General features: G+C 43.6%; 14 protein-coding genes. 9 read left to right on the forward strand and 5 right to left on the reverse strand.

All coding sequences use genetic code 11. The features are described from left to right. Window positions 1-83 precede the first annotated feature (83 nt). Window positions 84-635 (reverse strand): 4Fe-4S dicluster domain-containing protein, encoded by a 552-nt coding sequence (locus tag DESGI_RS02450; protein ID WP_006523463.1) that lies wholly within the window; start codon window positions 633-635, stop codon window positions 84-86. A gap of 2 nt (window positions 636-637) precedes the next feature. Further along, window positions 638-2647, reverse strand: coding sequence for an aldehyde ferredoxin oxidoreductase N-terminal domain-containing protein (locus tag DESGI_RS02455; protein ID WP_006523462.1), 2010 nt, complete (start codon window positions 2645-2647; stop codon window positions 638-640). 1103 nt (window positions 2648-3750) lie between these two features. On the opposite strand from DESGI_RS02455, the gene bzdN reads away from it, so the two are divergent. The 3 genes from bzdN (at window position 3751) to DESGI_RS02470 (ending at window position 7549) form a co-directional block, all read left to right on the forward strand. Continuing rightward, entirely contained in the window at window positions 3751-4863 is a 1113-nt protein-coding gene (gene bzdN, locus DESGI_RS02460; RefSeq protein ID WP_006523461.1) for a benzoyl-CoA reductase, bzd-type, subunit N, read from the forward strand. Window positions 4864-4948: 85 nt separating this feature from the next. Then, window positions 4949-6262: a benzoyl-CoA reductase, bzd-type, subunit O gene (bzdO, locus tag DESGI_RS02465; protein WP_006523460.1), complete on the forward strand. Its 1314-nt coding sequence runs from the start codon at window positions 4949-4951 to the stop codon at window positions 6260-6262. Between the two features lie 90 nt (window positions 6263-6352). Then, a complete protein-coding gene (locus DESGI_RS02470) occupies window positions 6353-7549 on the forward strand; it encodes an acyl-CoA dehydrogenase family protein (protein WP_006523459.1) in 1197 nt (398 codons plus the stop codon). A 110-nt stretch (window positions 7550-7659) separates the two neighbouring features. Here DESGI_RS02470 and DESGI_RS22830 read toward each other — a convergent pair whose 3' ends face one another. Together DESGI_RS22830 and DESGI_RS02480 are read right to left on the reverse strand one after the other, a co-directional pair. After that, window positions 7660-9279 (reverse strand): copper amine oxidase N-terminal domain-containing protein, encoded by a 1620-nt coding sequence (locus DESGI_RS22830; RefSeq protein WP_006523458.1) that lies wholly within the window; start codon window positions 9277-9279, stop codon window positions 7660-7662. Between the two features lie 167 nt (window positions 9280-9446). Then, window positions 9447-10622, reverse strand: coding sequence for a TraB/GumN family protein (locus tag DESGI_RS02480; RefSeq protein ID WP_006523457.1), 1176 nt, complete (start codon window positions 10620-10622; stop codon window positions 9447-9449). 219 nt (window positions 10623-10841) lie between these two features. Between DESGI_RS02480 and DESGI_RS02485 the strand changes: the two genes are divergently transcribed. The 4 genes from DESGI_RS02485 to DESGI_RS02500 all read left to right on the forward strand — a co-directional run bounded on the left by DESGI_RS02485 (window position 10842) and on the right by DESGI_RS02500 (window position 17166). Next, entirely contained in the window at window positions 10842-12611 is a 1770-nt protein-coding gene (locus DESGI_RS02485) for a sigma 54-interacting transcriptional regulator (protein ID WP_006523456.1), read from the forward strand. 241 nt (window positions 12612-12852) lie between these two features. Further along, window positions 12853-14268 (forward strand): solute carrier family 23 protein, encoded by a 1416-nt coding sequence (locus DESGI_RS02490; protein WP_006523455.1) that lies wholly within the window; start codon window positions 12853-12855, stop codon window positions 14266-14268. Between the two features lie 24 nt (window positions 14269-14292). Continuing rightward, the gene (locus DESGI_RS02495) at window positions 14293-15444 is read left to right on the forward strand and encodes an iron-containing alcohol dehydrogenase (protein ID WP_006523454.1); all 1152 of its coding nucleotides are present in this window, start codon (window positions 14293-14295) and stop codon (window positions 15442-15444) included. Between the two features lie 33 nt (window positions 15445-15477). Next, window positions 15478-17166 carry an aldehyde ferredoxin oxidoreductase C-terminal domain-containing protein gene (locus DESGI_RS02500; protein ID WP_006523453.1) on the forward strand — a complete coding sequence of 563 codons (1689 nt, stop codon included), beginning with the start codon at window positions 15478-15480 and terminating at the stop codon, window positions 17164-17166. Window positions 17167-17588: 422 nt separating this feature from the next. On the opposite strand, the gene DESGI_RS02505 is transcribed toward DESGI_RS02500, so the two are convergent. Next, window positions 17589-18122, reverse strand: coding sequence for a helix-turn-helix domain-containing protein (locus DESGI_RS02505; RefSeq protein ID WP_006523452.1), 534 nt, complete (start codon window positions 18120-18122; stop codon window positions 17589-17591). A gap of 289 nt (window positions 18123-18411) precedes the next feature. Here DESGI_RS02505 and DESGI_RS23560 point away from each other — a divergent pair, with 289 nt between their 5' ends. Together DESGI_RS23560 and cooS are read left to right on the forward strand one after the other, a co-directional pair. Further along, on the forward strand, window positions 18412-18708 hold the full coding sequence (locus DESGI_RS23560) for a carboxymuconolactone decarboxylase family protein (protein ID WP_015617905.1): 297 nt from the start codon (window positions 18412-18414) through the stop codon (window positions 18706-18708). Window positions 18709-18787: 79 nt separating this feature from the next. Next, window positions 18788-20809 carry an anaerobic carbon-monoxide dehydrogenase catalytic subunit gene (gene cooS, locus DESGI_RS02510; protein WP_006523451.1) on the forward strand — a complete coding sequence of 674 codons (2022 nt, stop codon included), beginning with the start codon at window positions 18788-18790 and terminating at the stop codon, window positions 20807-20809. Window positions 20810-20817: the final 8 nt, after the last annotated feature.

Consider the following 20817-nt stretch of genomic DNA (forward strand, 5'->3'; position numbering starts at 1 on the left):
AAAATTAATACCCAAAAACAAATGAATATAACACTGGTTCAGGCCAAATACAAGCCTTTCGAAAAAATTTCAACTATAATCTCTTAGTCCTTCCGCGACATTCGAATGATGGTATCCACTAGGTTCTGTAAGCCATATTTGTCTACCAATGATTGCAACCCTGTCTCCATATCGCTCATATTTGCTTCTTCTTCCTCGACTTCCTCTTCTCTTTCTTCGTAAGTCAGTGCTTCGGCTAAGCACCACTGAACACACAAGGGCTCTTTTTGGGGCGGATCGTCTTCACACATATCGCATTTAAGGGGGAGGCCGGAATCGGGTTCTTTGAAAATGTTTCTCGATGGGCAAGATGCTCTGCAGAAAGCACACTCATCGTATTCCTTTCCATCAATGACATATTTGTCCCTGCCCATACATTCTGCAGTAGCAATCTCGCCCGCATATACAGGAACATATATATCTTTTAGTGGGTCACGAATTACCCGGATTCGGGACCTCGCTATATTATTACTGCTATATTTTGGCGTAGCATGAAATGCGGAGCAAATTATCTCACATGCTCGACAACCATTGCATTTATCTGGATCAATTTTTATTGTCTTAATGATTTTCTTTTTTTTATCACCACAACTCATGTTTACACCTCCTTCTTTTCTCCTGCAGAGATCTCTGCGGAAGGTGTATTACCATTATCTGAATAGATTCCTCTCATTTCGAAATCTTCAAAAACGTAATCCATACCCAACTCATGTAAAAACTCTTTTGTAGGAATACCCTGATTATCCCACCCCTTGAATTTGTAATACTCATCCAAAAGCTTGGCTTCAAGCTCGGGAAATCTATGCTTCCAATGGTTTTCCGGTGGCTTCTCATCAGCTTTCCTCATGCCTCTTCTTATATTGATGGCCCTAACTAGATTTCGGGTTCTCTTGGTTACCTTTACCAGCTCGGCTTCATCAATATCTAACCCAGTTGCAGCTGAAATGATATGCGGGAAATTGTGTATATGGTAGGGAGGTTTCATAGCAAAGGATGAGACAAGGGTACAAATGCCTGTGCAGTCATCGATATAGTGCATCATCTCCATCCAGTCAACAATTTCGCAACATGCTTGAATGGGTGGGTTATATGGAAAGGAGCGCGGTTCCCAGTTCAAAAAATACTCCTTGATCCTTTCATTAGGAACCTGGATCCAATCCTTTATAAAGTCTTCCCGTTCTTCCCTTGTTTCCGGAGGGTTCTGCGGGAACTGTCCTTCAATCTGGGTGATATTAATCTTCTCACCGGTGCAATACATAAGATAATAAAAGGGATTCATCATGCCCAGCTTAAGAGGTGCCTGCTCATGTTTTTTGATGCTATTATGATCGTACGCTTCTGCTCCTTCGCCGATTTGACGGGCTGCCGCATATGTGCCATTGGCCAAAATATCCCCTATTCCTTCTCTCCGAACGATTTTTTCAAGTAAATAGAAAAATCTGTCCTCATCATTAGAAGGAAATCCCGGCATGTCTTTGTCGGTCAAAATGCCATCCTCGTAAAGTTCAATGGCAAAAGCCATAAGTGTCGGTGCCGAGAACCCATCAATTCCATACTCATCACCAAGACAAGAGATTTTAAAACCAAAATTATAGTTGTCTGACCTTGCTGCTGCTATATACCTGACGTGCTGGGAACATTTCAGCATATGTCTTCTTTTAATCTCCGGGTGAGAAACTAGTCCACCGCATTTAACTGGACAGTTATAACAACTTACCAACCGTTCCAACCGTTCTTCATGAATCCTTTTCCACTCTTCTGCGATTTCTTTGGTCCAAAAGTCTTTTCTCCTATACCGGGCATTTCCCGCGGCAAACATGCTCATGTGCCATCCTTCATCAGGATCTGCAAACTCTTGAACTCCTAATGTGGCAAGTTGGGATGTGGGTACCCCTTTATCGAGAGGATTTTTTAGCCGGTGATCTATATATTTGAGCAATTCATTACAAAGCTCCATAAACTCAGCCGGTCTGGCGATATGAATGTCTTTTGTTCCACGAACAGCTATCGCCTTTAAATTTTTATCTCCCATAATGGCGCCTACTCCCAATCTGCTGCAGCTGCCCTTACCTGCCTGGATGGAAGCGTGATAAACCCTATTTTCACCGGCCAGGCCAATTGCAGCCACCTGGGCCTCTGGTTCCTTTATCTCCCTGCAAATAAGTTCTGCAGTTTCAATAGTTCCTTTTCCCTGAAGATGACGGGCATCACGTATCTCTACTTTGTCGTTGTTTATCCACAAATAAACCAGATGGGGGGACTTGCCGCGAATGATTATTTTGTCATAGCCGGCACGCTTCAATTCTGGTGCCCAAAATCCCCCCATCATTGAAAAGGCCATTAACCGCGTCTGAGGAGAAATGGTAGAAACAATGGTGCGATTAGCACAAAAAGCTGGTGTGCCACATAAAAGACCAGCGCTAAATATTAGTAAATTATCAGGAGAAAAGGGTTCAACTTCAGGGGGAACCCTATCCCATAATATCTTGGCGTTAGTGCCTAGCCCTCCAAGATAAAGTTCGGTTAATCTTAGGTCGGTTTCTACTCTCTCAATGTTTCCTCGGGATAGATCAATTTCTAAATGGTACCCTGTCTCTGCGTACCTCATTTTAAACCCCCTCTTGTATCTTTTATTCTAGTTTGAATTAGAACTCTGAATATACCACTTTTACTAAAAAGAATTACTATTCCTTTTTATTAACAGTACCGCCGGGAGCAAATATAGAAGGCCGGGCCATTTAGCCGGCAGCACTGATAACCACAACCTCATTCAAAATTTAACTTTCAATTTTTGATTGATTCTCTTACAATAAAAAATATTGAGATGTTGCAAGAGTAAACTATTTATTCAAAATTGTTTGTCTTTTTAATAAGCAATATCTGTGCCAGTTAGGATTTATTGTTTTTATCAAAAGCCATATCATGTTGTTAGCATATTTTATAGGCGAAATGCTTTTGACTATTAACTAGTTACCCATAAGTTGCATTGTTTACTTATAAATATCAATTACTAAAAAGTAAATATGCAGCGGTTTACTGCAAATTTACTAATAGTTTCTTAAAGAATTCCTTTCATTAAAACTTGATACGTTATTAATTATTTACTTAATTGACACTTAGGGAGGAGTGGTTGGTGCTGGAAATCTTGTCATAAGACTAATGGTGTCAGCACTAGCTTGGTAAGGCAGATGATGATATGTATGCGGTAGCCAACAAAGTATTTAATCATGTTTGTTTTTTTATTTGCATGGTTACTATGTCTATGGCATGTTTCATGCAATAAATAAACTTACAGCCTGTTTAATAAATTCCAGTAATTTAGAGAGCAAGGTATAAATTTAGAATTCGGCTTTTCGTGGTTAGGGATTTCCGCGAAATAATTAGCATTTTTGCAGTGGTCCTCTGCAATTGCGAAAATTAAGAGTAGAAGCTAGACCAGCAAACGGGAATTACCTGTCCCAAAGGATGTGGAAGGTGGTAGTCATTGTAAAAAGTAAAGATTATCACTGCTTTTTATCGGGGGAAACTTGTTATTATACTGGTACATATTTTGCAGTGCCTATATTCTAAATTTATAAAATATTTTACAAAAGGGCAAATGTTTATTTCTCTGCGGCATGATGATATCCAACTGTATTTTATTGCGTAAAGTACCGGACCATTTAATTTTGGATTTATAAGAAACTACAATTTAATTAGGAGGACGAGGTTATGGAGGTCTATAAGAACTGGTATGAAAACCGTCACCAGTACGCTAAAGAGTGGAAAAAGAAAACGGGCGGTAAGGTAGTGGGTTATCTATGTACCTATGTGCCAGAGGAAATCCTTTATGCCGCAGATATATTGCCTGTACGGATCTTGGGCAGCCACGAAGCTCAGGATGTAACCGAACCCCATATCTTCGATATGTACTGTCCTTTCTGCCGTGACTGCCTGGCCCAGGGACTCGAAGGGCGTTACGACTACCTGGACGGTATTGTGATTGCTCAGTCCTGCCTGCATATCCGTAATACGTTTGCGAGCTGGGATTTACATATACCTATAGATTTCAGCTATTACCTGCCTGTGCCCCAACACGTTCAAAGTGCCAGCTCCTATTCCTTTTTAAGGGAAGAATTGGCTCTTTTCAAAAAGGCCATTGAAGACTGGACCGGTAAACCCATTAGTAATGCCGACCTGGATAAGGGTATTGAAGTGATGAATACTAACCGTCGTTTAATGCGGGAGTTATATGAATTTAGAAAGCAACCGGAAACACCGATTACCGGTCTGGAGTCCCTGTATATGGTTGTGTCCGGTCAGATGACTGATAAGCGTGAACACAATCGGGCTTTAGAAAAAAAATTAAAAGAAATCCCAGGCCACAACCTTAACCGTGAAACGGGTGAACGGTTAATGATCATTGGAAGCGAGGGTGACGATACTGCATTTATCAGTATGGTTGAAGGTCTCTTGGGAGCTACCTTCGTGATCGAAGATCACTGCACCGGAAGCCGTTACTTCTGGAACCAAGTAGTACCTCAGGAAGACCGTCTGGCGGCCATTGCTGCCCGTTACGTCGACCGCACACCCTGTTCTTCAAAGGATTGGCCGGATAGAAAGAGGTTAACCAATGCTTTAGAGTTAGCCAGGGAATGGAATGTGAAAGGCGCAGTTCTGGCGCAGCAAAAGTTTTGTGATTCTCATGAGTTTGACATTCCGGCTTTCAAAAAAGCTTTTGAGGAAAATGGAATACCCACTCTATTACTGGAATTTGACTCTCTTAACCCGCTGAATCCTTTCCGGGTTCGGGCAGAGGCTTTTCTAAAAATGTTAGGACAATAGGATTTTTCTAGAAAAAAGGCATTAGATGGTTAAGTGATTGAATTAAGAAATTCTAATTAAGCATTATCAAGGGAGGAATTGGCATATGGCTACTTTGAAGCAAAAATATCCTACTGAGTCCCTGAAATGTTGGAATAAAGCAAAAGAGCTACGTGAGGAGTATTACCTCAACTACCGTGATGCAAAGAAAAATGGCGGCATTCGCTGGGCCGGTGGCGCATGGTCTTTTGACGCCGTTCCCCAGGGTTTGGGTGATGACGTATATAATATTACCAGTGAGCCTTACGCAGCGTCGATCGCTGCTAACAAGGAACTGGCCGTACAGTGCATGGAAGCCACGGAAAAGGCCGGTTACGCCCGGGATCTTTGTGCCTATATGAGAATTTACGTTGGTTCGATCCTGCTCGATAAATACCTGTGGGGTGGCGCTTACCCTAAACCCGACTTTATCTGGCAGGATCATATTTGCTGCGGTCATTCCAAATTGTATCAGGTGGTGCGCGACCTGGAACCTGATGTTCCAATGTTCAGCATTGACGTATCGGCAGGTCCTTACGATGTTATAAAGGATCACCAGATCAAGTATATAGTAGACCAACTGTCAGAAGGAATTGAGTGGCTGGAGAAGGTCACCGGGCGGAAGTTTGATGACGAGAAGTATATCAAAGCAGTTAAAAATGAATGTTTGACTACCTCATTGTGGGCGGAAATTTGCTCCTTGAACAGGGCAACGCCTGCCCCCCTCGATGAGAAGTCAATGTATACACTTTATGTTTTTGGCACCTTAGGAAAGTCAAATGAAAAATATGTAGAGTTCTATCGTGAGTTGCTAGATGAAGTGAAAGACCGGGTGGCCAGAGGGATAGCCGCTGTGGGCAATGAGCAGTGCCGCCTGATCTCTGATAGTCAGCCACCATGGGGTTTCCTGAAGGTTTTTCGCTATTTGGAAAGCTATGGGGCAGTATCAATTGGTTCGATCTATACCTTTGGCCTGGGAGGGATCTGGGAGGATAAGCCGGACGGCACTTGGGGAGCCCGTACTACCCCGATGGAGAATGGGATTGAGATTAAGACACGGGAGCAGGCGCTGTGGATCAATGCTGAGTGGAACCTCAGTAAGCCGCTATGGCAACATTTTTATCACCCCAAATATAAAACAGAGATAATGAAACGAATCTACGATGAATGGAATGCAAATGGGATCATTCTGCACTACAACCGCGGCTGTGAGGGGACTTCCCTGGGGGTCGCGGAGAACCGCCTCGGTCTTATGAAAGCAGGTTGTCCAGTTATGACTTATGAGGGAAACATGGGAGACGAGCGCGAGTTTGACGAGGTTGCGACCATGTCCCGTATTGATACATTTATGGAAAACCTCGGGGTTAAAAAGCTTTATTAGCCAAAATGCATATCCTCTTTAAATAGTTGTAAATAAGAATACCTAGTATTAAAATTAAATAAATTATTTTCCAATAGCGTGGAGGAAAAAATGGATTTTGAGTTTACTAAAGAACAAAAAATGACACAAGAAATGGTGAGGGAGTTTGCCCTAAAGGAGATTGCCCCTAAAGTCCAAAAAAATGACGAATTTGCCTCTTATAACAGGTCTTTTTTATCGAAGATGGGCCAAATGGGGATATTTGGTCTTTGTATCCCTAAGCGATATGGGGGTAGTGGTTTTGACTATAACTCTCTTGCGATAACCTGTGAAGAACTGGAGAAGGTTGACACGGGAGCAAGGTTGACCATTACCACTCATGTGGCCTCCTTTGCCTTGACCCTGCTTCAGTGGGGTACTACGGAACAAAAATGTAAATACCTGGTCCCCGCTACTAAAGGCCAATTATTCGGAGCTTTTGCTTTAAGTGAAAGCCAGGCTGGAACGGATCTTAGCAACCTCACGGTCACGGCTCGTAAAGAGGGTGATTACTACATCTTGAACGGGACTAAAATGTGGGTTGCCCTAATCGATATTGCCGATGTATTTTTAGTTTTTGCCCGTATGGATGACCCGGACAAAAAACAAAAAATAACCTGTTTTATTGTCGAGCGCAGTTTTGCCGGGGTACAAACAGAAAATATTTATGGCAAAATGTATGTTCGGCTGGCTAACACTGGCCAATTATCTTTGGACAACGTACAGGTTCCCCTCGAAAACCGACTGGGTTTTGAAGGCGAAGGCATGTCAATCGCTTTAAGCGGTATTGATAACGGTCGCTTTTCCTCTGCAGCGGGGGCCGTTGGGGTGATTCAGGGTTGTCTGGAAGCTAGCGTGAAATACGCTCAAAAAAGACATGCTTTTGGGCAACCAATTGGAAAATTCCAGCTTATTCAGTCCAAAATTTCGGAGATGTACTCCAGTGCCGAGATTTCTAGATTGCTGGTGCATAAAGTTGGCTGGCTGAAAAATGAAGGACGGTACTGTACTAAAGAAACAGCTCTAGCCAAGTTGTATGCCTGTGATATGGCATTTAAAGCGGCGGCTGACGCTATGCAGATTCATGGAGCACAAGCTTATCTTGACAGCTTTCCATTAGAAAGGTATTTGCGTAATGCGAAAGGGGCGATGATTTACACCGGTACCAGCGAGATTCAGGAAATTATCCTGGCGGAATATGCTCTTGGCTACAGAAAAGATAAACCACTAAGGAAAGAATTGCCGCCCTGGAATAGTGAGGAAGAATAAAATTAGTTTGGCGATGGGATGTTACGTTAATAGTAATCAGCGGGGTTGGTACACCCCGCTGATTACTATCAGGACTGTCATTGCGGCGGGTTTGTCATTATTTTTTACGGTTATTTGGTAATAACCACAGTTCCATGGACCAGTTCAGTTTTAGCCCCTAATTCCTCAATTATCAAGTCTACCGGAATCATGGTATAACCTGCTTCAAGGTAAGCCGGTACACTCAAAGCTTTTTCCAGTCCATTGGCCGTATAGGTGGTTTCATTAATTATTACTAAAATAGTTTTGTCGCCGTAGATGATCTGCACCTCATTGGGCTTGATCCACTTAACCTCACAGCCCAGTGCCTCCAGAACGGCTCTGGCCGGTACCATGATAAGTTTGTTCTCTTTAATAGAAGGGGTCACATCAGTCTTTAGGGTGTTTCCGTTGACCACTACTTTTAACTCGGCTTCCTCAACAATGGGTGGTGTAACGATAATCTCCTGTTGCGGGCCCGGGATTAACGATGTTATATCGGTGCTGTTGGCAGCATTCAATGCCGGGGCATTGACCACCAAGTTAGTATCTACTTTGGTGGTGGAATTAGCTGTGGCGCCAAAGTTTAGTAACACTTCTCCGGTGGTATTATCCTTCGCTCCCGCTTGGACGGTGGTGTCGGCATAAGCGATCTCTGCCTCGTAATTATACAAACAAGCTAATGAAAAATCAAACTGGGGACCGTTTAGGGCATTAAAGTTACCTGAAATATTGTAAGAGCCTTCCAGGTTGTCTTTAGTCCCGACACTTTTTACAGTAATAGTGAGTTGTCCTTCAACTGAGCCATCGGGAGCTTTGAAGCCCAGGTCCATATTAAAGTTTTTGGGCCCGCCGGGCAAAAGGGATACTTCATAGGTAAAATCATTGACTTTTACAAAGCTGCCAAACAGCTTAATTTGCTCCCGGGATATAGCCGGCATACTATCAATGCCAGAGATGATATCTTGTTTCATTTGCTCCGGGGATATGCCCATCTGTTCGAAATTATATTTGTTTAAGTTAACGATTATATCGGCGACTCTTTCTTGCTCACCTTTTACTTTTGCTAACAGGTTATATATAAATTCTTCAACACCGTTCTGGTCTAATTGCAAAGTAACCTTATTATTGGATAGGTTAAAATACTGATCCGGTATGGCTTCCACCAGGAAAAGCAATAGCTCTTTGTATTCCCCTGGCAGCTGCTGGTTTTGATAGCTGATCATCTGTTCCCAGACGCTTTTAAGCTGTTCATTAGATGAATACAGGTATTCATTGCTTTGTTCCAATAAAGACGGGTTATTCTTAAAGGCGTCAAATCCCAATTCTTTCAGCAAGGAAAAGAAGTCTTTCGTTAAGATAACCTTGTCATCCTTTAAATAAATATGGCCGTTGTGTTTATTACCTTTAATGTCTGTGGTATAGCTTATTTTAATTGCATTATTAGATGCGTCCAGTTGTGACAAAAGGTCAATGGAAGCACCTTTAACATGGCCCAACTCTTTTACAAGGCTTCCGTCAAAATCGGTAATCTTAATACTGGTTTCGTCCTGAGACTTCTCATAAAACCCTTTGTCAACACCCAGGTCAAAGTTTTTGATGCTGTCTATAACCAGGTCCTTTGCAGTGGGCTGTGCGGCTTCGGCGGCAAGAACTACAGTGAAGCATAAAACTAATGCCAGCACTACATTAAATAAGGATTTTCTGAGCAAGCGACCACCTCCATAAAATTTATAATTAACTATTATGATTGATTATATCATAATTAAATAAACGACTATATAGTATAAAAAGCGTTTTATGCATAAATTACTGTGGTATTAATAAAAAAACCAAGAGCGGGGCCGTTTACTGGCCCCGCTCTTGGTTTACGGGAATACTAAAAAAAAGCATTGAAAAACCGCCTGAGCACGTCTGCTCCCCCGATAAAAGCGCCTATGCTGCTGCCAATGTTGGCCAGCACCACCACCAGTAGAATATGGGTGACTTTATTGCGCCAGAAGCCCTTGAGGGAATAAATATCCTCGGACATATTTTCAAAGTCCTGAACATTTGGTTTTCTAATGTAAGCCTCGGTGATGCCGGCAAACCAGCCCGCTGCCAGCATGGGACTCAGGGAACTGATGGGTGAGGCAATAAAGGCTGTCAGCACGGCAAGGGGGTGGGCGAAGGCGATTAAAGCACCTAGCGCGGATAAGGTGCCGTTCCAGAGAACCCAACTTACCATTTGGTCAACCCCCGCTGCCCTGTCCACAGTGAATGTGGAGGCAATGATCGCCAGTATCAGAAGCGGTATGCCCCAGGCTATGATTTTTATGATTTTGGAGGTTGGTGGAACCTGGGACAGTTGGGCCAGGTCGTGTTTGTGATACAGTTCCTTTTTAATGCCCGGCACATGGCCGGCCCCCAGTACAGCCACCACCTTGTTCCCCGGAGCTGTTTTAATCTTCTCGGCCAGGTATTGATCCCTTTCATCGATCAATATAGACTTAAACTTGGGGGAAACCTGGGACAATTCGTTTAAAGCCGCGGTCAGCATATCCTGGCTTTTCATTTTTTCCAGTTCTTCCTCGCTGACATCTTCCGTGTCGAACATAGTCAAGACGATTTGAAAAAACAATTTAATTTTACCCCAAAAGCTTACCCCTCGCCATAACCGCAGCAAGGTGGTATGAATTTCCCGGTCGGCCAGACAGAGGTTCGCACCTATGTCATTAGCTGATGCAATACCCTGAATCATTTCCTGACCCGGTTGAATGCCAAACTGCCGGGCCAGTCTTTTCTGGTAGGAGGAAAGCACTAAGTTGATTAACAGCAGCATTGCTTTGCCATCTTTAATAATCTTAAAAATGTCTGTGTTTTTCCACTTATCGGCATCAGTTACGGACTGGTAGCGAGGCTGGCATAGCTCCACGCATACTGTATCGGGTTTTTCCCGTTCAATGACCTCTTTAACCTCCTCGGCGCTTCTTTTGGAGACATGGGCGGTGCCGATAAGAATTATTTCCCTGCCGTCCAGCTTTATGCGGTGTACATTGTCACTGTAAGTGTCCAAATTATCACTTCCTAAAGTAGTTTGCTTATAAAACAACTATAATAATATCATATTTGCGGACGGTTTTAATCTCAATAAGGTGAAACTCTATGATGGCTTTTTTTCTCAAGACACATCGAAAGGTAAAAGACCATTCCGCAAGAATATAGTATGTTGGGCTTTCGAAGCTAAACCAAAATGCTTATTTTTATCAGAATGCGCCATAACGAGGTGTTTGGGATGCTGGAAAACAACGGTTTGCCTGAAAATGAAATTAATCAATTGAAATTATCTAATTTTTTAGAGTCCCTTTATAATGGTGTGGTGATCATAGATAAAGAAGAAAAAATAATTTATTTCAACCAGGCAGCATGTAAAATTTTCAACATAAAAAGAAGCTATGCCATGGGAAAACCTGTTTTAGATGTGCTGCCAAAGACCGAACTGATTTATGCCTTGCAGTACGAAAAACCCCGCATAGGGATCAAGTATAAATGGGGTGAAACTTTTATACTGGCCAACCACACACCAATAATTGTTAATCAAAAAGTTGCTGCTGCGGCCTCCATTTTTCAGGATATATCTGATTTTGAAAAAGTTTCGAATCAGCTGGAAACTGTTCAGGAACTTGCGGCCGAGCTTAATGGCATATTTGATCATTCATATGATGGTATTTATGTTACTGACGGAAAGGGAAAAACCCTGCGGGTTAACAAGGCCTATCAGCGTATTACCGGTCTTTCCCTGGAACAGTTGGTGGGTGAAAATATGAAAGATATCGTTAACCAGGGACTGATCAGTGAATCCATTACCTTTAAAATTTTAAAGGAGAAAAAGGCTTTAACTATTAAACAAACCATTAGCACAGGTAAAGATATTTTAGTTACAGGGGTTCCTATTGTTAATAACCAGGGTGATATTGTCAGGGTGGTTACCAACGTTCGTGATATGACCGAATTGAACAATTTGCATAAGAAACTAGATCAATCCCTTAAATTAAAGGCCCACTTTGAAAAAGAACTTTCCCAGTTAAAGAGAAAATATGAAGGAAACCACCGAATAATTGCCCAGAGTAAATTAATGCAAAATGTTTTGGAGCTGGCCTACCGGCTGGCCAAAGTAGATGTTACCGTTTTAATAACCGGGGAATCCGGGGTGGGAAAAGAGCTTATCGCCCAACTTATTCATGATAACAGTCCCCGGGCCGGTAGAAAGGGAACATTAATAAAAATAAACTGTGGGGCTATACCTGTTGATTTGCTGGAATCTGAATTATTTGGTTATGAAGAGGGTGCCTTTAGCGGGGCTAAAAAAGGAGGCAAAGCAGGGCTTTTTGAAATTGCCGATGAGGGTACATTGTTTTTAGATGAAGTTGCGGACCTGCCTATGAGTTTACAGGTTAAATTACTAAGAGTACTACAGGAAGGGGAATTTACGCGTCTTGGCGGTACTAAACCAATTAAAGTGAATGTAAGAATCATATCCGCTACTAACAAGGATCTTGAAAAAATGGTGCAGCAAAATCAGTACCGTAAAGACCTTTACTACCGGTTAAATGTAGTGCCTGTAAATATTCCACCATTAAAGGATCGCAAAGAAGATATATTGGCTTTGATAGCTGCATATCTCAATCTTTTTAATAAAAAATACGGCATGGGCAAATCCATTGCGCCCAGGGCAATGGATCTGTTGTTGGAATATGATTGGCCAGGTAATGTAAGGGAATTAATTAATACCTTGGAAAGATTAATGGTAACCATTAATGAAGATGTAATCTCAGTTGAAGACCTGCCCTCGTTTATGACAGGCATAAATGCCAGCCACAAATACCTGCGGACTGCTTCATTAAAAGATGCCGTGGCGGAATTGGAAAGGACACTTATTGTCGATGCGTTGAAAAAATACAAAACTACCAGAAAAGCTGCTGAATATCTAGGAATTAGCCAATCAGCGCTGGTGAAGAAAGCAAATAAATACGAAGTTACTTATACTAAGCGGTGGTCACAGTAATTGGCGATTCCAATAGTAATCATTGATATAATTTGGCACAATTGCTGGCGGCCAGCACATTATAAGGATTTTTGTCGATTTTTTTCGAATAGCGATTCTAAAGAGAATCGCTATTCGATTTTAAATATAGCTAAAACAGTGAATTTACTTATAATTTAAATTATTTTCTTCTGGCAGGGATTTTGCGATTATAATTATTTGCTATTGGCCAATAGACAAAAATTTAAGGGAGGATAGTTATATGGCCATTATGTTACCGAGTGCCAGGCGTGAACATGGTGCGGAACAACCATATATACCGCTTGGGATTTTCAAAATAAGGCTGCCCTTTGTTCATTATGGGGTTGAGGTACCGGAACTTATTCAAGCCATATTTATGTTTGTTACCGGTTTGGCGGCAACCCAGTTTTTGCAGGATATGTTTGGGATTCCTTTTGAGATAGCCTTAACAATAGTTCTCTTTCATGAAATAACTTATTGTATCCACCAAATTTTTGGTGACCCCATTGTAGCGGGCTGGATCACCGCAGCTATTCCGCTGACCGTAGCTTTTTTATCCAAGTATGCCATGGGCGTGGAACGTATTGAGGCGCTTATAGCGTTACAGGTTACTGTCGGCCTATTGTTTCTTTTATTAGGTACAACTGGTTTAGCTAAAAAGATATTAGACGTTATGCCTGGTTCTATAAAAGCAGGCGTTGTTTTAGGTGCAGGTATTGCCGCTGTAACGGGCAAATACGGCTTTTTATCTGCGGCCGCTGGTGGAATTGGTTTTGCCAAGTTTCCTATTTCATTAACAGTAGGTATTATGATTGCCTTCTTTCTTCTATATGCCAAAGGTTTTAAGGAAATGAAGGCCAAAGGCGGCTCAATAATAGCCGTTTTTGCCAAGTATGGTATGGTGCCCGGTATTATTGGAGCGATGCTTGTGGCCTTTGCCGTGGGTGAAGCACCTCTACCAAAGATAGACCAGTGGGGCTTTTTCATTCCGCGTTTTGGAGAAGTATTTGCCACCTATTCAGGTTTCGGTATTGGATTTCCCACGTTATCAATGTTTATAGCCGCCCTGCCAATGGCCATAGTCGCGTATATCATTGCCTTTGGTGATATCATCATTGGCCAGACGGTAATTGAAAGGGCTAATGAACAGAGGGAAGACGAATATATAGACATGAACCCTAACCGTACCAATATATTGTGCGGTGTACGTAATATGATTGAAGGTGTATTTGCCCCCACCGTAACCCTGGCCGGGCCCCTTTGGGCGGCGATGACCGTGTCCATTGCCGAGCGCTATAAGCAAGGTAGACAAGCTATGGATTCCATATTCGGTGGTTCCGGCACCTTTAACATCATGAAATTTATCTGCGTTATGTATTTACCACTGGTTGCCATTTTTAAACCCATATTACCCATAGCCATTGCTCTTACTATTATGGTTCAAGGCTTTGCCTGCTTCTACATTGCCATGGAAATGACTAAAACAAATGAAGAGCGCGGTGTGGCAGGGGTCATAGGCGCCATTTTGGCGGTGGCAGGGGCTACTTATGGCCTGGCAGCCGGAATTATACTGTGGTTTGTCGTGGAGAGGCTAGGCACTCAGAAAATTAACGTAGCGCAAAAAGCGGCAGATGCCGAACCTAATGCCAACGTATAAAAATTACCATAAGGGGGCTTTACAGTGAATTTTAACTCGCATAGTTTTATAATACCAGGCAGGGTTTTATTTGAACAGGGAGGCTTGGCCAAACTTTCCGGCGAACTTAAAGCAAAGGGATTGAACAAAGTCCTTCTGGCCTCCGACCGTGGTTTGGAAGCCGTGGGGATGGTTAAACGGTTGGAGGGTTTATTAAGCAGTGGCGGTGTGGAATATGTAACCTACTTGGATATTGAGGCCAACCCTTCCACGGAAACAGTGGACAAAGGTGTGCAGCTATACAAGGAAAACGCCCTGGAGGCTATCGTATGCCTCGGGGGCGGCAGTCCTATGGATACGGCCAAAGCAATTGCGGTACTGGTTACCGGCGGCGGGAAAATTCAGGACTATGAAGGCGGTCACAAAGTAAAGGGGCCTGTTGCGCCTATCATTGCCATACCCACCACAGCCGGTACCGGCAGCGAAGTTACCCCCTTTGCCGTGATTACAGACAAAAGTAAAAACTATAAGCTTACTGTCTTTAGCTATGCAATAATACCTGAGCTGGCTATCCTGGACCCGGAGCTGATCACCACCCTTCCTCCTACGGTGGCTGCGCCCACCGGATTGGATGCCTTAACCCATGCCGTTGAAGCATATATATCCCAGGCAGCCTATCCCTTTTCCGACGCCATGGCTGAAAAAGCGATGGAGCTAATCGGCAAATACATTAGAACCTTTGTAGCCAACCGGGCCAATCTCGAAGCTGCTTCAGGTATGCTGTTGGGAAGCATGTTTGCAGGAATTGCCTTTTCCTGGGCCAGACTGGGCAACGTACATGCCATGGCACACCCGCTGGGCGGGTTCTTTAATATCCCCCATGGTGTAGCCAACGCTGTGCTGCTGCCGGTTGTTTTGGAATATAATGCTCTGGCCGACCATGGCAAGTATGCCAAAATATTTAATTACATTAAAGATAATAAATTGATTAACGGTTTTACACCTAACGTTTTAGTTAATGAAATTAGACAATTATCCAATGAATTGGGTATACCCAAAAACCTGACTGAGCTGGGTGTTTCCCGTGAAACCATTCATGATATGGCTATTGATGCCATGAAAAGCGGCAATATAATGGTCAACCCCCGTCAGAGTACATTGGCTGATATAGAAGAATTATATCTGCGGGTTTTATAAATGGCTGACAAATATAATTTAAGGGGATTTGCAATGAAATTTATCAGAGTTAATACGCTGACCAATGAAATTACAGAAGCAGCAGCAGCCTCCGAATATGCCGACCTGGGCGGTAGAGGATTAACTTCCAGCATTATAAGCAAGGAAGTTCATCCCCGGGCGTATGCCCTGGGGGCAGATAACAAGCTGGTTCTAGCCCCGGGCCTACTTACCGGCACCAGCGCGCCATGTTCCGGCCGGCTCTCCGTGGGGGCGAAAAGCCCACTCACAGGTACCATCAAGGAAAGCAACGTTGGTGGCCTGGCCGGGCAATATCTGGCCGGCCATGGCATTACAGCTTTAATATTTGAAGGTAAACCGGAGCGGGAAAAATGCCGCATACTGGTTATTAGCCAAAATGAAATTAAGCTGGAAGATAAAAACTCTTTAAGGGGTTTGGGCAACTATGCAGTGGTGGAAGAACTGCAGAGAGAATATGGTTCACAGAATGTCATTTTATCAGTTGGCCCTGCGGGGGAAATGGGAGCAGCTGTGGCGTCAATTGCCGGCACAGATATGGAAGGCAGACCGTCACGGCATGCCGGTCGGGGTGGCCTGGGGTCTGTACTGGCCAGCAAGGGCATTAAGGCAATTGTGATAGCTAAACCAGCCAACCCTTTTGTTGAAGCAGCCAACGCTCGACAATTCAAAGAATCTGCCATGGAATTTGCCCGGTCTTTAAATGAATCAAAAAAAGCGCTGAGAAACTATGGTACGGCGGTTCTTGTAAACTCAGTTAATGGAGTGGGCGGTTTACCGACCCGAAATTTTTCCACGGGGCACAATGAGGAAGCCCTGCATTTCTGCGGAGAGAGACTGCACGAATTATGCCAGGAGCGCGGCGGCGCCACCGGCCATCCCTGTTCCAGAGGATGTGCCATCAGGTGCTCGAACGTTTATCACGACGAGGATGGCAATTATGTAACCTCGGGCCTGGAGTTTGAAACCATTGTGTTGCTGGGTTCCAACTGCGGGTTGAATAACCTGGACGAGATAGCCAAACTGGACCGGCTGTGTGATGATTTGGGCATAGATACTATGGAAATGGGTGTAACCTTGGGAGTAACCATGGAAGCCGGACTAATGCCCTTTGGTGATTATACCATGATGTGTGAGGCTATTGAATCCGTTGCCAAAGGCACCCAGCTGGGCAAAGTTTTAGGCCAGGGGGCAACCGTGACAGGAAAGATTTTAGGGGTGGAAAGGGTTCCTGCAGTTAAAGGCCAGGGCATGTCGGCCTATGACCCCAGGGCTCTAAAAGGAACCGGGGTGACCTATGCCACATCAACCATGGGGGCAGACCACACATCCGGCAATGCCTTGCCGGGCAGGGGAGGACTGGATTGCCACAAACCCGATGGGCAGGTTAAATTATCGCAGGAGCTGCAAACTATGACCATGGTCTGTGATATGCTTGGTATCTGCATTTTCGTCGGGCCGCTTCCGGAAAACATGCCCGTGATGACAACACTTTTCAACAGCTTCGGAGACCGGCAAGCTGTGCCTGAAGATTTAATGGCCATGGCCAATAAAATTTTAAGCATAGAAACCAGGTTTAATCATGCAGCTGGGATTACGCAAAATGACTTGCCCCGGTTTTTTAGAACCGAACCGCTGCCCAATAATAATTTAGTATTTGATGTGGATGAAGAGGAATTAAAACAAATAAATTTTTACTGTTAAAGCTGTACAAAGGCAACTGCTCTTTATTTATTGAAAAATAATCATAAGCAATTAATAACCCGCCGTAATACTGGATTTGACGGCGGGTTATATTTTTCGCTTTAAATCTGTGACCGTGTCTTTTGGGGGGGCCAACTTCACTTGTTGCTTTAGTTCTTTAGTTCCAATGCTCTTTGCTCGTCCAGCGTACGCTCAATGTTGGTAATCATTTTTTCCACTTCCCGAAGTTATCATGATTGTTCAAATATAGAAACATAATAATTCATTGCTTCTTCGGCCTTTTACAGGAAAACATCAGAAGCGTAAGAATCTTTTGGTTTGAGTTTTACTTAATTCCCCCCTTTTTTAAATGCCAAATTTAATACAATAATTGTAGCACTCTTGGAAGAAAACAACCTCGAGCATTTACATATTGTTATAGCTTACGTTAATTTATGGTGGATCATAAACAACTCTGATTTTTCTAAAATAGAGATTTGATGATTAAAAAGTGCTTTAAATCGCAAAGCTGCGCCCGAACTTAATTCACGGGACTGTTCCCCAATCATTACTATTACCCTGCCGGAGAGAACAAAGCATATCTCTGCTGTGTTTTCATGGAATTTGGGGTCAGATTTAATTTTTGCACCTGCTTTTGCGTGAATATGAAACATTTCGAAATTAGAAAAGATTAAATGTTTCCCTTCAATAATACCTTCAAAACCTTCGTAATTTTTCATAGGTTCTGTTCTTGTTTCCTCAAAGCGGGCAATTTCGGCCATTTGAACTAGTTCGCTTGGTAAAAGCTGAAAGATGCCGGCCAAAGCTTCGATCGTATCCATCGTGGGATTGCCACCGCCATTTTCAATTTTAGCTATAGTAGCCCTTGTTAGGTCGGCAGCCTTAGCAAGTTCCTCTGCCGACATGCCTCGTTTCGTGCGAAGGTTTCGAACGATCGAAAAATCCAAGTTTTTCAAGTATGCATCCTCCTAGTAAAATATAATTGACAAATTGTATAATATATATTACACTAATTGTCAATAGATCATCCCAACGGAATTAAACAGTTAAAATGAAAGAAGAAAAACAATTTTAAATGAGCAGAACAAATGAATTAACCTATATTTCGCACCATATAATCTTCAACATGTACATATATTAATTCTTTTCCGGCTTGACCAGACAGCAGTTATTTGATTTTTCCCAACAGTTCGTTATTCCAGGTTTTATCGCTGGTGTTACCGTCCAATACTTCGCCATAGGCTAATGTTCCTGCACTTAAAAGAAATAAGAGATAATTATTTAAAATATTTTGATCTCGAACCGGTACTAGGAGACAAATTTATAGATCACTACAATAACATCAATCAAGATGGTGTGTTTGATGCAAAAACAAAGCGTTTAATAGCTCTTTGCGGAAGTATAATTGCTGGATGCAAGGGGTGTATTTTGGGCCAAGTTGATCATAGCATTAACCATGGCGCGACAGCAAGAGAAATACTTGAGGTTTGCTCAATATCAATGTCGTTGGGTGGAACATTGCCGTTAAATGAATTGCCATAAACAAAAAAACAAAGGAGGGGTGATTGACGAATTTAAACAGTTGATAAGTTAACATACATTAATTTGGGAGGGAGATTAAATGCCAAGGTACAAAGACTCCAACCTGACCAGTCGACCGTCCAATAAAACACCGCGGGTAATCGATCCCAAAAACGCCAAACGATCGGTTGATCCTGCGGCTCTGGAAATGATCGACATAGCCAGAGAAAAAGGAGTAATTACCGCTTTTGACCGGGTAGTGGCCCAGCAGCCGCAATGTCAATTTGGTTATAAAGGTATTTGCTGCCGTTTCTGCATGATGGGTCCCTGCCGTATTAAAGCCGATGAAGGCCCTGCCAGCAGAGGTATCTGTGGTGCTAATGCCTGGACCATTGTGGCCCGCAGCGTCGGCCTGATGATTCTTACCGGTTGTGCGTCCCACGCCCAGCACGGCAACCACATTGCCCACGTACTGCACATGATTGCTGAGGGCCATGCACCGGATTATTCCATTAAAGATCCGGAAAAGCTGATTAGAATATGTAAAAAAGTCGATATTGAAACCGAAGGCAAAGACATTAACACCCTGGCCAAAGAACTGGCTGAAAAAGCACTGGATGACTTCAAACGCCTTAAAGGTGAAGGCGAAGCCACCTGGACTACCAAGATGCTTATTGATAAAAGACTTGAAAATTACCGTGAGCGCAATGTAATGCCACATGGTTTGCATGCAACAATTTCCGATCTGGTTACCCAGGCTCACGTTGGTATGGACAATGACCCGGTCAACATAGTATTCAGTGCAGTGCGCGTTGGTCTGGCCGACCTGGCCGGCAAATGGATTGCCACCGATCTTTCCGATATTATCTTCGGCACACCTCAACCCGTTGTCAGCGAGGCTAACATGGGCGTGCTTGAACCCAAGAAGGTCAATATCATACTGCACGGCCACAACCCGCTGCTCAGCGAAATGATCGTCGCCGCAGCCCGCGAGTTGGAAGACGAAGCTAAAGCAGCCGGAGCCGAAGGTATCCAGCTCTCTGGTATCTGCTGTACTGGTAACGAAGTGCTTATGCGCCAAGGGATACCCCTGGTTACCTCTTTCTCCTCCCAGGAACTGGCCATTTGTACCGGCGCCGTAGACTGCATGGTAGTTGACGTACAGTGCATTATGCCGGGCTTGAACACCGTAGCCCAATGCTTCGGCACTAAACTGATAACAACTTCAGATCTTGTCAAAAACCCCGGTACCATGCACATCGACTATCAGGAAGCTACGGCCATGGAAAATGCCAAGGAAGTAATTCGTTACGGCATTGAAGCCTTCAAAGAGCGCGGCAACCGACCGGTACACATCCCCAATATTAAGAACAAGGTGGTAGCCGGCTGGAGCATTGAAGCACTCTTAGAACTGTTCAGCAAAGTTAATCCTGAAAATCCCATCCGGGTACTTAACGAAGCCATTCTTAACGGAGAACTAAAAGGTGTAGCCTTTATGGTAGGCTGCTCCAACCTGAAAACCTTCCAGGATCAGGCCCACATTGAAATAGCCAAAGGCATGTTGAAAAACGACGTTTTTGTTATTTCAACCGGTTGCCATGCCCAGGCCTGCGCCAAGGTCGGCATGATGGATCCGGACAAGGTAGATGAATATTGCGGCGAAGGACTGAAGAGTTTCCTCAAGCGCCTCAATGAAAAGTCGGGCCTCAAGGTAGGTCTGCCTCCGGTATTCCACATTGGCTCTTGCGTGGACAACTCCCGTGGTGCCGAGCTTTTAATGCTGATGGCAGAAGATCTTGGTGTAGATACCCCGAAAGTTCCGTTTGTAGCTTCTGCTCCTGAAGCCATGAGTGGTAAAGCTACCAGTATTGGCACCTGGTGCTTGGATATCGGTATGCCTACTCATGTAGGTACCATGCCGCCGGTGGAAGGCTGCGACCTTATTTACAGCATCCTTACCCAGATAGCCGGCGACGTATTTGGCGGTTATTTTATTCTCGAGCCCGATATCGAAGTATCTATTCAAAAACTGCTTAATGCTCTGGAATACAGAACCTGGAAACTGGGCGTACACCGCCGGGTAGCCGAGGATCTGGAAACCAGCCTGTGCCAAAACTGGTAAAATGCCAC

This window comes from Desulfoscipio gibsoniae DSM 7213 (genome assembly GCF_000233715.2).
Classification (GTDB): Bacteria; Bacillota; Desulfotomaculia; order Desulfotomaculales; family Desulfallaceae; genus Sporotomaculum; species Sporotomaculum gibsoniae.